Annotated in this window: 14 protein-coding genes; 6 read left to right on the forward strand and 8 right to left on the reverse strand. The window is 71.1% G+C overall.

Going from position 1 to position 14,228, the window contains the following annotated elements; genetic code table 11:
* Positions 1 to 148 precede the first annotated feature (148 nt).
* The 5 genes from IF64_RS0107135 to IF64_RS0107155 form a co-directional block, all read right to left on the reverse strand.
* On the reverse strand, positions 149 to 1,213 hold the full coding sequence (locus tag IF64_RS0107135) for an amidohydrolase family protein (RefSeq protein ID WP_030531225.1): 1,065 nt from the start codon (positions 1,211 to 1,213) through the stop codon (positions 149 to 151).
* A gap of 3 nt (positions 1,214 to 1,216) precedes the next feature.
* Positions 1,217 to 2,764, reverse strand: a complete 1,548-nt coding sequence (ffh, locus tag IF64_RS0107140; protein WP_030531226.1) for a signal recognition particle protein — start codon at positions 2,762 to 2,764, stop codon at positions 1,217 to 1,219.
* A gap of 363 nt (positions 2,765 to 3,127) precedes the next feature.
* Positions 3,128 to 5,473, reverse strand: coding sequence for a [protein-PII] uridylyltransferase (locus tag IF64_RS0107145; RefSeq protein ID WP_030531227.1), 2,346 nt, complete (start codon positions 5,471 to 5,473; stop codon positions 3,128 to 3,130).
* Positions 5,474 to 5,482: 9 nt separating this feature from the next.
* Positions 5,483 to 5,821 carry a P-II family nitrogen regulator gene (locus tag IF64_RS0107150; RefSeq protein ID WP_030531228.1) on the reverse strand — a complete coding sequence of 113 codons (339 nt, stop codon included), beginning with the start codon at positions 5,819 to 5,821 and terminating at the stop codon, positions 5,483 to 5,485.
* A complete protein-coding gene (locus tag IF64_RS0107155; protein WP_030531229.1) occupies positions 5,818 to 7,116 on the reverse strand; it encodes an ammonium transporter in 1,299 nt (432 codons plus the stop codon). The genes IF64_RS0107150 and IF64_RS0107155 overlap by 4 nt, the downstream gene beginning before the upstream one ends.
* 184 nt (positions 7,117 to 7,300) lie before the next feature.
* On the opposite strand from IF64_RS0107155, the gene IF64_RS0107160 reads away from it, so the two are divergent.
* Together IF64_RS0107160 and IF64_RS0107165 are read left to right on the forward strand one after the other, a co-directional pair.
* Positions 7,301 to 8,236: a putative RNA methyltransferase gene (locus IF64_RS0107160; protein ID WP_145600654.1), complete on the forward strand. Its 936-nt coding sequence runs from the start codon at positions 7,301 to 7,303 to the stop codon at positions 8,234 to 8,236.
* A complete protein-coding gene (locus tag IF64_RS0107165; RefSeq protein ID WP_030531231.1) occupies positions 8,233 to 8,877 on the forward strand; it encodes a (2Fe-2S)-binding protein in 645 nt (214 codons plus the stop codon). The genes IF64_RS0107160 and IF64_RS0107165 overlap by 4 nt, the downstream gene beginning before the upstream one ends.
* A gap of 30 nt (positions 8,878 to 8,907) precedes the next feature.
* Here IF64_RS0107165 and alc read toward each other — a convergent pair whose 3' ends face one another.
* Together alc and allB are read right to left on the reverse strand one after the other, a co-directional pair.
* Positions 8,908 to 9,909 carry an allantoicase gene (alc, locus tag IF64_RS0107170; RefSeq protein WP_030531232.1) on the reverse strand — a complete coding sequence of 334 codons (1,002 nt, stop codon included), beginning with the start codon at positions 9,907 to 9,909 and terminating at the stop codon, positions 8,908 to 8,910.
* Between the two features lie 26 nt (positions 9,910 to 9,935).
* Positions 9,936 to 11,279, reverse strand: a complete 1,344-nt coding sequence (gene allB / locus IF64_RS0107175; protein WP_030531233.1) for an allantoinase AllB — start codon at positions 11,277 to 11,279, stop codon at positions 9,936 to 9,938.
* 110 nt (positions 11,280 to 11,389) lie between these two features.
* On the opposite strand from allB, the gene IF64_RS0107180 reads away from it, so the two are divergent.
* Positions 11,390 to 11,962 (forward strand): cupin domain-containing protein, encoded by a 573-nt coding sequence (locus IF64_RS0107180; RefSeq protein WP_036875940.1) that lies wholly within the window; start codon positions 11,390 to 11,392, stop codon positions 11,960 to 11,962.
* A gap of 53 nt (positions 11,963 to 12,015) precedes the next feature.
* On the opposite strand, the gene IF64_RS0107185 is transcribed toward IF64_RS0107180, so the two are convergent.
* Positions 12,016 to 12,834, reverse strand: a complete 819-nt coding sequence (locus IF64_RS0107185) for a hydroxypyruvate isomerase family protein (protein ID WP_030531235.1) — start codon at positions 12,832 to 12,834, stop codon at positions 12,016 to 12,018.
* A gap of 48 nt (positions 12,835 to 12,882) precedes the next feature.
* Between IF64_RS0107185 and IF64_RS27455 the strand changes: the two genes are divergently transcribed.
* From IF64_RS27455 to uraH, 3 genes are all read left to right on the forward strand, one after another.
* Positions 12,883 to 13,353 carry a helix-turn-helix domain-containing protein gene (locus IF64_RS27455; protein WP_030531236.1) on the forward strand — a complete coding sequence of 157 codons (471 nt, stop codon included), beginning with the start codon at positions 12,883 to 12,885 and terminating at the stop codon, positions 13,351 to 13,353.
* A gap of 79 nt (positions 13,354 to 13,432) precedes the next feature.
* Positions 13,433 to 13,903, forward strand: coding sequence for a 2-oxo-4-hydroxy-4-carboxy-5-ureidoimidazoline decarboxylase (gene uraD, locus IF64_RS0107195; RefSeq protein WP_030531237.1), 471 nt, complete (start codon positions 13,433 to 13,435; stop codon positions 13,901 to 13,903).
* On the forward strand, positions 13,900 to 14,223 hold the full coding sequence (uraH, locus tag IF64_RS0107200; protein ID WP_030531238.1) for a hydroxyisourate hydrolase: 324 nt from the start codon (positions 13,900 to 13,902) through the stop codon (positions 14,221 to 14,223). The genes uraD and uraH overlap by 4 nt, the downstream gene beginning before the upstream one ends.
* Positions 14,224 to 14,228 lie beyond the last annotated feature (5 nt).

Genomic DNA, 14,228 nt, shown 5'->3' on the forward strand with positions numbered 1-14,228 from the left:
TCCGACGACGATCCTTCCGACGGCACCGCGTCACCCGGATCCGGTGCCGTCACGCTGGTCCTCCCCGGGGTTCTCCTCGACGGGTTCTCCTCGACAACGCCGCGAGCCTACTGTGCGCATCCACGCGATCACAGCCCGGCGGTGGCCGTCAGCGCACGAGGCGACCGCGAAGAACGATGTGCTGGGGAGCGGAGAGGACGTCGACGTCCTCACGAGGATCGGTGTCGTACACGAGCAGGTCGGCGTGCCCACCGTCGACGACGCCGTCGTAGCCGAGCCACGCGCGCGCCGCCCAGGACGCCGCGCCGATCGCCCGCTCGGCGGGCATTCCCGCACGGTGCAGGGCCGAAACCTCGTCGGGCAACCGACCGTGCGCGACCATGCCGCCTGCGTCACTGCCCGCGTAGATGTCGACACCCGCGTCGATGGCCTGGCCGATCATGTCGCCGACCCCCGCGTGCAACGCGCGCATGTGGGCGGCGTACGTCGGATACTTGGCCGCCTGGTCGGCGATACCGGGGAAGTTCTCGATGTTGATCAGCGTCGGCACGAGCGCGGTGCCCTGCCGTGCCATGCGGTCGAGGAGCTCGCGGTCCAGCCCGGTGCCGTGCTCGATGCAGTCGATGCCCGCGTCGACGAGCCCGGGCAGAGCGTCCTCGCCGAACACGTGCGCGGTCACCCGAGCGCCCGCGTCGTGCGCCACCTTGATCGCCTCGGCGACGACGTCGTCGGGCCACAGCGGCGCCAGGTCACCGACCCCGCGGTCGATCCAGTCGCCGACGAGTTTGACCCAGCCGTCACCCGCGACGGCCTGTTCGGCGACGGCGTCGGGCAGCTGGTCCGGGTGGTCGAGGTCGATGCCGAGCTTGGGGATGTAGCGCTTGGGCAACGCGATGTGCCTGCCACTACGGATGATCCGCGGCAGCTCGACGCGCTCCTGCAGGGGCCGGATGTCGATCGGCACACCGCAGTCGCGGATCAGCAGGGTGCCCGCGTCGCGGTCGGCCGTGGCCTGGGCCGCAGCCTCGTCGAGGGTCACCGCGCCGTCGACGCCGATCCCGGGGTGGCAGTGCGCATCCACCAGGCCGGGCAGGACGAACGCACCGTCGAGTGTCGTCGCACCGTCGACCGGGGTCAGCGAGATCCGGTCGCCGTCGGTCCAAACGTCCTGCTCACGACCGTCGGGCAGGACCACACCGCGGATGTGGAACATGGCTCACTTGTTCTTCGGCAGCTTGAGCTTCGACGGGTCGAAACCGGGCGGGAGGTCGTTGAGGCCACCGCCGAGCTGCGACAGGTCCGGGGTGCCGCCCCCGCCGGACATGCCGCCCGGCATGCCACCGGGCAGTCCACCGGGAAAGCCGCCGGGCATCTTCTGCTTCGGGGCCTTGTTCTTGCCCTTCTTGCCCTTGCGGCCCTTCTTCTGCTTCTTCGTGGCGCTGCCGCCGCCTCCGCCGAAGCCGAACCGGCCCGCCATCTGCTGCATCATCTTGCGGGCCTCGAAGAACCGGTTCACCAGGTCGTTGACCTCGCGCACCTTGACGCCGGAACCGTTGGCGATGCGCTGGCGCCGCGAGGCGTTGATGATCTTCGGGTTCTCGCGCTCCGCGGGCGTCATGCCGCGGATGATCGCCTGCAGCCGGTCGAGCTGGGCGTCGTCGACCTGCGCGAGCTGGTCCTTCATCTGCCCCGCGCCGGGGAGCATGCCGAGGAGGTTGCCGATGGGGCCCATCTTGCGGACGGCCTGCATTTGCTCGAGGAAGTCCTCGAGTGTCATGTCGCCGGTGCCCAGCTTGGAGGCGGCCTGCTCGGCCTTCTCCTGGTCGAACGCCTGCTCGGCCTGCTCGATCAGCGTGAGCATGTCGCCCATGCCGAGGATGCGGCTGGCCATGCGGTCAGGGTGGAAGACGTCGAAGTCCTCCAGCTTCTCCCCGTTGGAGGCGAACAGGATCGGCTCGCCCGTCACCTGCCGCACCGACAGCGCGGCACCACCGCGGGCGTCACCGTCGAGCTTGGTGAGCACGACACCGGTGAACCCGACGCCGTCGCGGAACGCCTCGGCCGTGGTCACCGCGTCCTGACCGATCATCGCGTCGACGACGAACAGCGTCTCGTCGGGCTGGACCGCGTCCCGGATGTCCGCGGCCTGCTGCATCAGCTCCTCGTCGACACCGAGCCGTCCGGCGGTGTCGACGACGACCACGTCGTGCTGCGCGTGCCGCGCCTCCTCGATGCTGCGCTTGGCGACGTCGACCGGGTCGCCGACGCCGTTGCCAGGCTCCGGGGCGAAGGTCGTGACGCCTGCGCGCTCACCGACCACCTGCAGCTGCGTCACCGCGTTCGGGCGCTGCAGGTCGCACGCGACGAGCATCGGGGCGTGGCCCTGCTTCTTCAGCCACATCGCGAGCTTGCCGGCGAGGGTCGTCTTACCGGCACCCTGCAGACCGGCCAGCATGATCACGGTCGGCGGGTTCTTGGCGAGGTTCACGCGCCGGGTCTCGCCGCCGAGGATGCCGATGAGCTCCTCGTTGACGATCTTGATGACCTGCTGGGCCGGGTTCAGCGCCTCGGAGACCTCCGCGCCCTTGGCGCGCTCCTTGACCTGCTTGATGAACTCGCGCACGACCGGCAGCGCGACGTCGGCCTCCAGCAGCGCGATGCGGATCTCGCGCGCGGTGGCGTCGATGTCGGCGTCGGAGAGTTTGCCCTTGCCTCGCAGGTTCTGCAGGACCGATGTGAGCCGATCCGAGAGGGTGTCGAACACGGGGTGCACGCTCCAGCAGGTCGTCGTTCCTGGCGCCGGCTCATCGCGCCGACGACGTCCCAGGGTACTGGCCGCGGATGGTCGAGGGGCCGCCCGGCCGGTCTGTCCCCCACAGATCCCCCTCGTCCGGCCGGGCGGCGTCTCTTCCCGGCCGTGAGCGCCCAGGTCGGCCTGTTCGCCAGACCCCCAGCACCAGGCGAACCCCACCGAACGGGAGCTCACGTCCGAGCTGTGTGTCAGCATGCCGTCCGAGGGGCATCGCCCGGCAGCGTGAAGACACCGCAATCGGGCTGAGTAGGGCTACTCACGTGGTGGTGGGTAAACCTCCGTCTCCTATGTCTCGTCGAACCCGTGCCACCAGCCTCACGCCGAGGCCGCCGACAGCACCGCCTGCTCGACCCGCCTGCGCCACGCGAGGTCGTCCACGTCGGCGGCTCCTGCGACGCCGGAACGCGGCGTGACGGCGAACGAGTCGACGACCCGGTCGCCGAGCGTGGCGACCTTCGCCCACCGCACGTCCGCGTCGCAGCGGCGCAGCGCTCCCGCCACCCGGTACAGCAGGCCGATCCGATCCACGGCCCGCAGCTCGACGACGACGGTGTCCGCACCCGCCGTCTCGTCGTCGAACCACACGACCTTCGGTTCGACCGGCCGCGCCGTGTGGTGGTAGGCCTGCTCCTTCTCGGCCAGCTTCCTGGCCAGCGCCAGTCCGCCCGCGACCGCGCGTGCGAATTGGTCGCGCAGCAGTGCCGGGTCCGGCAGGGTGCCGAACCGCGGCGAGGCGGTGAACACCCCGACCCGGCCACCGCCGTGCCCGCGCAGGGTGGCGGTGTGCACCTGGAGCGAGTTGAGCGCGAGCACCCCGGCCGCGGGCGTGAGCAGCTCCGCCCCCGCGGGCACCGCGAGCACGACGGTGGCGATCTTGTCGTCGTCGCCGGAGACCGACACCGTCGCCTGTCCCCTCGTGGTGCGCACGGCTTCCTCGACGAGCGCGGCCTGAGCCTCGTCGGCCGCGGCGGGCTCCTGCGACGACGTACCCGCCAGCAGCTCGCGGGTGCGCCCGACCAACTCGGCGATCAGTCCCGCCTTCCACCGGGTCCACACCGCGGGCCCGGTGGCGAGTGAGTCCGCCTTGGACAGTGCGTGGAGCAGGTCCAGCAGTAGCGGGTCCGAGTCGATCGTCTTGGCGACCCGTTCCACCGTCTCCGGTTCGCTGATGTCGCGGCGCGTCGCGGTGTCCGGCAGCAACAGGTGATGCCGGACCATGCCGGTCACGACCGCGGTGTCGCGTTCGGACAGTCCGATGCGCACGGCCACGTGGTGGGCGATCTTCGCGCCGAGCTCCGAGTGGTCCGCCGCGCGCCCCTTGCCGATGTCGTGCAGCAACGCACCCAGCAACAGCAGATCCGGACGCGCGACCGTGTCGGTGAGCTTGGCGGCCTCGACACACGTCTGGACGAGGTGCCGGTCGACCGTCCACACGTGCACGGGCTCACGGGAGGGAAGGTCGCGTACCGCTCCCCATTCGGGCAGCAGACGGGCCCAGAGCCCGGTGCGGTCGAGCGCCTCGACCGCGTCGACGAGCCCGTCGCCCGCGCCGAGCAACTCGGTCAGTGCGGTGCGGGCCGACTCCGGCCACGGCGCGCGCAGTTCCGGTGCCGTGTCGGCGAGGGTCCGCAGCGTGCCGTGCGAGACGGGCGCCGAGGTCCGCGCCGACGACGCGGCGACCCGGAGCAACAGCCCGGGATCGCGGGCGGGCACGGCGTCGCGCGCCAGTGCGACCTCGTTGCCGTGCAGCACCACACCGTCGTCCAACGGCGTGCGCGAGGGTTTCCTGCCGAACCTGCCCTTCGGCGGGTCCGCCGAGCGCAACGCCACGTCGACGGCGTAGGCGATCGTCCTTCCCGCACTGGACAGTGCGCGGGCGAGCGTGAACCGGTCGCCGAACTCGAGTTCGGCCGCGACGACGGCCGCGTCGTCGGCGCCGAGCACGTCCCTGCTGCGCCGGACCGTGCGCCGCAGTTCGGTGCGGACGTCGAGCAGCAGTCCACGTGCCTCGGCGATCTCGTCCGACCCCCGGTCGGTCACCTGCGCGACCGCGAGTGCGTCGAGCAGGCTCAGGTCGCGCAGTCCGCCGCGGCCGTGTTTCAGGTCCGGTTCGGACATCTGCGCGATCTCGCCGCTGCGCCGCCAGCGCTCGCGGACGGACTCGAGCAGTTCCGGGACGCGCTTGCGCGCGCCGCGCCGCCACTGGTCCCGTGCGGCGTCGACGAGCCGGGACGCCAGTTCGGCGTCACCGGCGATGAGCCTGCCGTCGAGCAGGCCCATCGCGGTGCGCAGATCCTCCGAGGCGACCTTGAGCGCCTCGGCCGGGGTGCGCACCGCGTGGTCCAGGCCGACCCGTGCGTCCCACAGCGGGTACCACAGCGCGTCGGCGATCTCCCCGATGTTCGGATGTCCATTGTGGATGAGTACGAGGTCGAGGTCGGAGAACGGGGCGAGTTCACGACGGCCAAGGCCGCCGACGGCGACCAGCGCGACGCCGGCAGGCGCGGTGCCTGCGACGCCGATGCCGGCCGCCGTGGCGGCCTTGTTCAACCAGAACTCGTACAGATCGACCAGGGCGGTCCGCAGTGCCGTGGCACCGAGCCGTCCGTGCCGACCCTCCAGCAGCCGTTCGGCCGCCTCGACAAGTCCCCCTACGACCACCGCGCGCGCCTAGAGGGCATCCGCGCCGCGTTCGCCGGTGCGGACACGGACCACGGTGTCGACGGGGGTGACCCACACCTTGCCGTCACCGATCTTGCCGGTGTGGGCGGCGGTGGCCACCGCGTCGATCACCTTGTCGACGCCTGCGTCGTCGGTGACGACCTCGATCTTCAGCTTGGCCACGAAGTCGACGGCGTACTCGGCGCCGCGGTAGACCTCGGTGTGGCCCTTCTGCCTGCCGTAGCCCTGCACCTCGCTGACCGTCATCCCCAGCACGCCGAGCTGTTCGAGCGCGGAGCGGACGTCGTCGAGAGTGAACGGCTTGACGATGGCGGTGATCAGCTTCATGACGTGGATTCCTCCATCTTCCTCGCCGCGCCGGCAACGCTGGTGTCGACCGAGGCCGGGCGACCACCGCGGCCGCCTGCGAAGTCGTAGGCCGATTCGGCGTGCTCCGCCTCGTCGATGCCTGCAACCTCGTCCTCGGTGGACACTCGGCCGCCGGTGACGGCCTTGACGATCAGGCCGAGGATCGCCGCGACCACACCGGAGTAGATCATGACGACGACCACCGACAGCACCTGCTTGCCCAGCAGGTCGATGCTGCCGCCGTAGAACAGGCCGTCCGTGCCCTCACCGTCCGGCACGACGCTCGCCGTGGCGACGAAACCGAGCATGACGGTACCGATCAGACCACCGACGAGGTGGACGCCGACGACGTCGAGGGAGTCGTCGTAGCCGAAGCGGTATTTCAGGCCCACCGCGGCGGCACAGGCGATACCGGCGATCGCACCGATGGCCAGGGCACCCCAGGTGTCGACGAACGCACACGCGGGCGTGATCGCGACCAGACCGGCCACGACGCCGGAGGCGGCACCGAGGCTGGTCGGCTTGCCGTCGCGGATGCGCTCGAGCAGCAGCCAGCCGAGCATCGCCGCGCACGTCGCGGTCACCGTGTTGATGAAGGCGATACCGGCGACACCGTCGGCGGCGTAGGCCGAACCGGCGTTGAAGCCGAACCAGCCGAACCACAGCAGACCGGCACCGAGCATCACGTACGGCAGGTTGTGCGGCTTCATCGGCTCCTTCGGCCAGCCCGCACGCTTGCCGAGCACCAGCACGAGGCCGAGGGCCGCCGCACCGGCGTTCGTGTGCACCGCGGTACCACCGGCGAAGTCGAGCGCGCCCATCTCGTCGATCCAGCCGCCGTCACCCCACACCCAGTGCGCCACCGGGAAGTAGACGAGCGTGGCCCACAGGCCGCCGAACAGCATCCACGCGCCGAACTTCATGCGGTCGGCGACCGCACCGGCGATGAGCGCGACGGTGATGATGGCGAACATCGCCTGGAACGCGACGTCGACGGTGCCCTCGGTCGGGTTGCCCTCGGGCGTCATCAGACCGGACAGGCCCAGCATGTCGAACGGGTTGCCGACGACGTGGCCGATGTCCGAGCCGTAGGTCATCGAGTAGCCGTACACGACCCACAGCACGCCGATCAGGCCCATCGCGCCGAAGCACATCATGAGCATGTTCAGGACGCTCTTCGAGCGGACCATGCCGCCGTAGAAGAACGCCAGTCCCGGCGTCATCAGCAACACCAGTGCAGCACTGGTGAGCAACCAGGCGGTATTCCCTTCCACGCTTCTCCTCCTTCGAGAGGCAGCCGAACTCGCAATTGCGCGTCAGCATCGAGAAGCCGTGTTGCACCGAATGGCTCATCGCGTTTCGGGTGCGTGAAGCGATTCGCGGCCATTGTTACGTCTGCGTTTCCGCCGAAGGGGGTAGATACGTCCGGTTGCGAAACGTCGTGGTCGAATAACCTGTGTGACCTCTCGGAACAGCTCCGCGCCGCAGTTACCGCCCGCGATCGTGGCGGTGTTGCGTTGCTCCGTGTGCGCGACGCCGCTGCACCCGGAAGGACGGTCGCTGCGGTGCGCTCGGCGGCACTCGTTCGACATCGCGAAGCAGGGTTACGTCAATCTGCTGCACGCGAAGGTCGCCGCGGGCACCGCGGACACGAGCGAGATGGTCGCCGCCCGCGCCGAGTTCCTCGCGACCGGGCACTACGCCCCGCTCGTGACGCTGCTGGCCGAGGCCGCACGGGACGCGCGCGGGCGCGAGGAGACTCCGCTGATCGTCGACGCGGGCGCGGGCACCGGCTACTACCTCGCCGGCGTGCTCGACGCCGTGGGCGGTGCCGGGCTCGCCCTCGACGTGTCGGCTCCGGCGTTGCGCAGGGCCGCGAGGACACATCCACGTCTCGGCGCCGTGGTGTGGAACCTGTGGGAGCCGTGGCCGGTCGCCGACGGGGTCGCCGACGTCGTGCTGAACGTGTTCGCGCCGCGCAACGCCGCGGAGTTCCACCGCGTGCTCCGCCCCGGCGGCCTGCTCGTGGTCGCCACTCCGGGACCGCGCCATCTGCACCAGCTCGTCGACACGCTCGGACTCCTCGACATCGCCGGCGACAAGTCCGAACGGCTCACCGAGGCGCTCGCCGGCCGGTTCGACCACGTCGCCACCCGGTCGACGTCGGAGACCGCGTCGCTGGACGCCGACGACGTGCGCGCGCTCGTCCTGATGGGGCCGAACGCCCACCACCTGGACCGCGACGGACTCGGCGACCGGCTGCGGAACCTCAGCGGCACCATGGAGGTGACGACCGACTTCGACGTGTCGGTCTTCCGCAGGACGGACGGCCGACCGGACGAAACCGCGGGAACCCCAACCACGGGAAGCACAGCCACGGGGAGGACGTCGTGACCGAGGTACCCGCGACCGTGTTGGCCGACCGCGCGTGGTTGCGCGAGGACCTGCGGCGGTCGGCGACGTTGTACGGGCGCGCCGGCGACCGGGTGCTGGGCACGATCCGCTGGTATTCGGCGTCGTCGATGCTCGTGGCACCGGCGCTGGAGCCGTGGGTGCACACCGGGGTGGCGCGCGATCCCGCGCTCGACGCGGTCGTGCTCGACGTCCACGGCGACGGGCGCATCCTCGACGCCAGGTCGGTGCGCACCCTCGAGGGCGGGCTCGCTGCCCTCGCCGATGCCTTCGCGACCGCACTCGGCGCGGTGGTGACGGCGATGGCCGAGGTGAGCGGAGCGTCGGAACGCTCGTTGTGGGCGATCGCGGCGGACTCGATCGGCAACCGCCTGCTCTGGGCGGGAACGGCGCTGGGCCGCGGCGACGAGGCGGTCCGGCTCGCCGGCGAACTCGGCGAGGCCGTCGCCGCCGCGGGCGCGCCCATGCCGCGTCCCCTGTTCACCGACGTCGGCGGCACACCGGTCGTGCGGCGCACCTCCTGCTGCCTGATCTACGAGATCCCCGGCGGGCAGAAGTGCACCAGCTGTCCGAAACAGACACCGGCCGAACGCACCCGCCGCCTGCGCAACCTCCTCGGCTGACCCCGCCGAGCCACCGACGTCCCCGCCGGGTCAGCCCGCCTCGTAGCGTGCGGCGAGGTCGCGCCTGCCGTCCTCGGTGAGTCCGCCCCAGAGCCGAAGCCGAGCGAGGCCGCCGTCCGGGTGGATGTCCAGCCGTACGTACCGCGCCGCGGCGGCGTCGGGCACGGGGAAACGGTGCCGGGTGTCGGGCTGCAACCTCGTGGCGGGCAGCAGCTCGAACCACGTCTCGCCGTCGGCCGATCCGCTCAGTGACGCCGAGCCCGGCGCGTTGCCCCGCAGGTTGCTGGTGTCCAGCTCGGCGAAGCGCACCACGCCCTCACCGGCGAGCCGCACCGTCATCCAGTCGTTGCCGTCGTCGCGGCGCCGCGCGGTCTCCCAACCCTCCGCCTGGTTGGCGGCGAGCCCGGGGGCCAGCACGTTGTTCGGCGACGAGTAGAACATGTTGCTGCACCCGGTGACGACAGCGCCGTTCTCGAGTGCCGCCAGGTCGAGTGCCGAGGCGTCGACCAGCGCCGGATCGGGCACCACCGTGCCGTGCACCCGCAGCCGGGCCACTCCCCCGTCGGGATGCATCGTCAGGCGCACGTGCGTGTACCGGCGCGCCGACTCCACGGCGTAGGTGTTCTCCGTGTGCCCTTCGGCCTGCGCCCGGTCGACCAGTACGTCCCAGTCCGCCGCGGCCACCTCGTCGACCCCGGGATATCCCGGCAGCGCACACGCCTCGACCGACACGTGCGGCGGATAGTTGCCCTTGAAGAACGCCGTGTCGACCACCACGCCCGCGATCACACCCGGCATGCCGAGCCGCACGATCGCCTGGTCGTCCCCGGGTTCACGGTGCCGCCTGGTCTCCCACCCGTCGTAGACCTGCCCCTTGGGACCGAACGTCTCCGGCTGGTGTCTCGGCGTCCACGGGTTGAGCAGGTTCTCCTTCTCGGCGAACAGCTCGTCGCTGGCCCACATGACGGTGCCGCCGAAGCGCCGCGACGCCAGATCGATCGACCTCGTCCACTCCGGACGGTCCTCGGTCATGCCCGCTCCCTTCGCGCTGCTCGTCGTCACGATCCCGCCTCTCGCACCAGAAACTCGCCGAAGGGCTCCCCGGCCACTTCCCTGCCCCGCAACCATGTCGAGCGCACGACCCCGGCCAGCGGCCGATCGTGGTAGGCGCTCACCGGATTGCGGTGCCGCAGCCGCGCGGGGTCGACCACGAACGCCTCGTCCGGCGCGAACACCACGAAGTCGGCGTCACAGCCGACCGCGATCCGCCCCTTGCGCGACAGTCCCACCTGTTCGGCCGGCCGCTGCGCCATCCACGTCGCGACGTCGGAGAGCGTGTATCCGCGTTGCCGCGCGCCCGTCCACACCGCGGGCAGACCGACCTGCAACCCGGCGACACCGCCCCATGCCTCGCCGAAATCGCCGCTGTCGAACCGTTTCAGCTCGGGGGTGCAGGGCGAATGGTCCGTGACGACGCAGTCGATGACCCCGTCGCCGAGCGCCCGCCACAGCTGCTCGCGGTTGGCTGCCTCGCGGATCGGCGGACAGCACTTGAACTCCGTCGCACCGTCGCGGATCTCCTCGGCGACGAAGCTCAGGTAGTGCGGGCAGGTCTCGGCGGTCACCGCCACCCCGTCCGCGCGCGCCTCGGCGATGAGACCCACCGCATCGGCCGAGGCCAGGTGCAGGATGTGCACGCGCGCGCCGGTCTCCCGCGCCAACCGCAGCACCCGGGCGATCGCGGTGTTCTCCGCCTCGCGCGGGCGGGATCCGAGGAAGTCGGCATAGCGCGGCCCGCTCGGCCGGGGCGCGCGGTCGATCACGTCGGCGTCCTCGGCGTGCACGATCAGCAGTCCGCCGAACCCGGCGAGTTCCCGCATCGCCGCACCCAGCTCGGCCTCGTCGAGCGGCGCGAACTCGTCGACGCCCGAGTGCAGCAGGAAACACTTGAAGCCGAAGACCCCCGCCTCGTGCAGCGGCCGGAGCGCTCCGAGGTTGCCCGGCACGGCACCGCCCCAGAACCCGACGTCGACCGCGATCCGCCCCGCGGCGGCCTTCCGCTTCACGGCGAGGGATTCGACGTCGACGGTGGGCGGAAGGCTGTTGAGCGGCATGTCGACGATCGTGGTGACGCCGCCTGCCGCGGCGGCACGGGTCGCGCTGTCGAAGCCCTCCCACTCGCTGCGTCCCGGGTCGTTGACATGCACGTGCGTGTCGACCAGACCCGGCAGGAGCACCTCGTCGTCACCCAGTTCGAGCACCCGCTCACCGGTCAGCGCGACGGCCCCGCTTTCGACAGTCCCGCTTTCGACGGCCACGATCCGGCCGCCGGCGACGCCGACACTGCAGGGCCGCTGCCCCTCCGGGGTGATCACGCGCTCGGCCCGGATCACGAGATCCATGCGCGGAGACTCCATCCGCCACCTCCTGCGGCGCAGCATAGGCACATGTGAAGCCATCGGTAAACACCCGCGACGCCCGAACGCGCGGACGAGGCACTAGGTTCACAGCCGTGCTGCCTGCCGACGACGTCGAACTCGGTGCCCGCCTCCGCGCGCTGCGCACCGAACGCGGGATCTCGCTGCGCGCCCTGTCTGCCGAGCTCGGCATCAGTCCGAGCGCGCTGTCCCAGATGGAGCGCGGCTCGAAACGGCCGTCGGTGACCCGGCTGTTCCAGATCCTGACCGTGCTCGACGTCCCGCTGTCTGCGGCGTTCGGCGACCCCGCCGGCAGCGACGCAGCACCCGCCGAACCGGTGGTGGTCACGCGCGCGGGCGAGGTCCCGGAGCTCTCACTCGGCAACGGCGTGACGTATCGCAGCCTGACCCCGGTGCCCGTGTCCGGCGCCGAGGTCTACGAGACGGTGTACCCGCCCGGGTCGAGCTCGAGCCAGGACACCGAATACCTGCGCCACACCGGCCACGAGATGGGCACGGTGACCTCGGGAACGCTCACCGTCGAGGTCGACGGCGAGCGGTACGAACTCGGACCCGGCGACGGCATCCGTTTTCCGTCGGCCAGCCCGCACCGCATCCACAACGCCGGCGAGCGGACCGCCGTCGCCGTGTGGATCAACCTGCGCTGAGGGCGACCTCACCCGGCGCGGTCTCCCCCGGCCCAAACCTCACCCGGCCCACCTCACCCGGCGCGCCGGGAGCGCGGCAGCCATTCCAGGGACGTCGCCGTGTCGGTGGTCGGCAGGTATTCCAGGCCGACGTAGCCGTCGTAACCGGCGGCCTCGAGCGCCGCCAGCCATCCGTCGAGATCGGTGGTCCCGGTACCCGGTTCGTGCCTGCCCGGCGCGTCGGCCAGCTGCACGTGGCCGGTGCGGGCGGCGTGGTCGGCGACGGTGTCGATGTCGCCCACGACCGCGCGGTGGTACAGGTCGGTGAGCAACGTGATCTCGGGCCTGCCCACGCGGTCGAGGACGGCGAGCGCGTCGGCCGTGGTCTTGACCGGGTAGGCGGGGCGTCCGGAGAGTGCCTCGAGCACGATCCGGCCGTCGAACGTGCCGACCCGGTCGGCCAGCCAGTCCAAGGTGGACGCGGCGAGGTCGTCCTGCTGCCGCGGGTCGACGCCGTCGAGGCGGTTGCCGTAGAGCGCGTTGAACCGGCGGGTGCCCAGCCTGCGGGCGATGTCCAACGCGACCTCGACGCTCTCGCGCAGTTCGGCCTCGCGGCCGGGCCACGACACCAGTCCGCTGTCCCCCGCGGCCATGTCGCCCGCGAAGAAGTTGAGGCTGACCAGCCGCACCCCGGCGTCCTCGATCGCCGAGACAAAGGCGTCGACCTCGGCGCCGGAGGGCACCGCGACGGCGTCGAACGGCCACCAGCACTCCACCGCGTCGAACCCGGCCTCCCGTGCCGCGCGGGGGCGTTCGAGCAGCGGCAGCTCGGTGAACAACGTCGAGAGGTGGGCGTCGAACCGCAGTCCGTGCCGTGTCGGGTCAGGCGTCATGCGGGTCATTCTGGCCCGTACCGATCCACGCCACGTAGCCTTCCCCTCGTGGGACAGCTGGAGGCCGAGTTCACGAGCGAGCCCTTCCGCGGTGAGGGGACCCCGCCGGACCACGCCGTCAAGGCGAGGGAGGCCGCCGAGCTCGCCGGCCTGACCACCGACTTCGGCCCGCTCGGTACCTCCGTGCGCGGCGAGGCCGACGCGGTGCTCGACGCCCTGCCCGCGATCGCCCGTGCCGCCCTCGACGGCGGCGCGACCCGGCTGACCCTGCGCCTGCAGGCTCCCGGGGAACCGCCCGCCGACGAGGCCGGTCCCGGCCGCGTCCTGGACGGCATGGTCCGCCAGGTCGAGGCCGAGCTCGGCGCACGTCTGTCCGAACTCGACCGCCCGGGCAAGCAACGCGCGGTGCGTATGCTCGACGAACGCGGCGCGTTCCAGGTGCGCCGATCGGTCGCCGAGGTGGCGGAATTGCTCGGCGTCACGCGATTCACCGTCTACAACTATCTGAATCGCGAATGATCACCGCGAGAACCGATCAAGCCCCTTCGATTTCAACAAACTGTTGACGCACCGGTAGGGCTCGCTTACTTTTCAACGGATGAACAGGCTCTCGCTGGCCGAGTTCAACACGGCCGACGCCACCCGGCTCCGGCCGATGTTGACCGAATGCCTCGCCGTGCCACGCTGGGCCGACCACGTACTGGCCGGCCGCCCGTATTCCGACCTCGACGCACTGCGGACCCACGCCGCACTGACCCTGACTCCCGACGAGATCCACACGGCCATGGCGGCCCATCCGCGGATCGGGGAGAAACCCGCCTCCGGAACGTCGCACGCCGAGCAGTCCGGTGTGGACGATGAGGACGCGCGCCGATTCCGCAACGCCAACGCCGAGTACGAGGAGCGGTTCGGCCACGTCTTCCTGATCTGCGCGAGCGGGCGCAGCGGAGCCGAACTGCTCGCCGAACTCCGCGGCCGCATGACCAACGATCCGGAGACCGAGTTGCGGATCGCGGGCGAGGAACTCGTCAAGATCGCACAGCTGCGCCTGGCCAAGGAGGTCTCGTGAGCCTGGTGACCACCCACGTCCTCGACACCGCACGAGGCACGCCCGCCGCCGGAGTCCCCGTCCGGCTCGACGCCCGCGACGACGGCTGGTCCACGATCGCGGCCGCCACCACCGACGACGACGGACGGGTCCGCGAGCTCGGTCCCGACAGTCTGCCCGCCGGCGTCTACCGGCTGGTGTTCGACATCGAGGCCTACGCCGGCCCCGACTGCTTCCTGCCCGAGATCACCGTCACCTTCCGCATCACCGACCCGTCCGCACACCACCACGTTCCCGTGCTGTTGAGCCCGTTCTCGTACTCCACCTACCGAGGGAGCTGATCCAC

Source organism: Prauserella rugosa, from assembly GCF_000719975.1.
Taxonomy (GTDB): domain Bacteria; phylum Actinomycetota; class Actinomycetes; order Mycobacteriales; family Pseudonocardiaceae; genus Prauserella; species Prauserella rugosa.

Coding starts and splice junctions, on each gene's coding strand:
- IF64_RS0107135 (WP_030531225.1), bottom strand. CDS start 1,213: ATGTTCCACATCCGCGGTGTGGTCCTGCCCGACGGTCGTGAGCAGGAC.
- IF64_RS0107150 (WP_030531228.1), bottom strand. CDS start 5,821: ATGAAGCTGATCACCGCCATCGTCAAGCCGTTCACTCTCGACGACGTC.
- alc (WP_030531232.1), bottom strand. CDS start 9,909: ATGACCGAGGACCGTCCGGAGTGGACGAGGTCGATCGATCTGGCGTCG.
- allB (WP_030531233.1), bottom strand. CDS start 11,279: ATGGATCTCGTGATCCGGGCCGAGCGCGTGATCACCCCGGAGGGGCAG.
- IF64_RS0107185 (WP_030531235.1), bottom strand. CDS start 12,834: ATGACGCCTGACCCGACACGGCACGGACTGCGGTTCGACGCCCACCTC.
- uraD (WP_030531237.1), top strand. CDS start 13,433: ATGAACAGGCTCTCGCTGGCCGAGTTCAACACGGCCGACGCCACCCGG.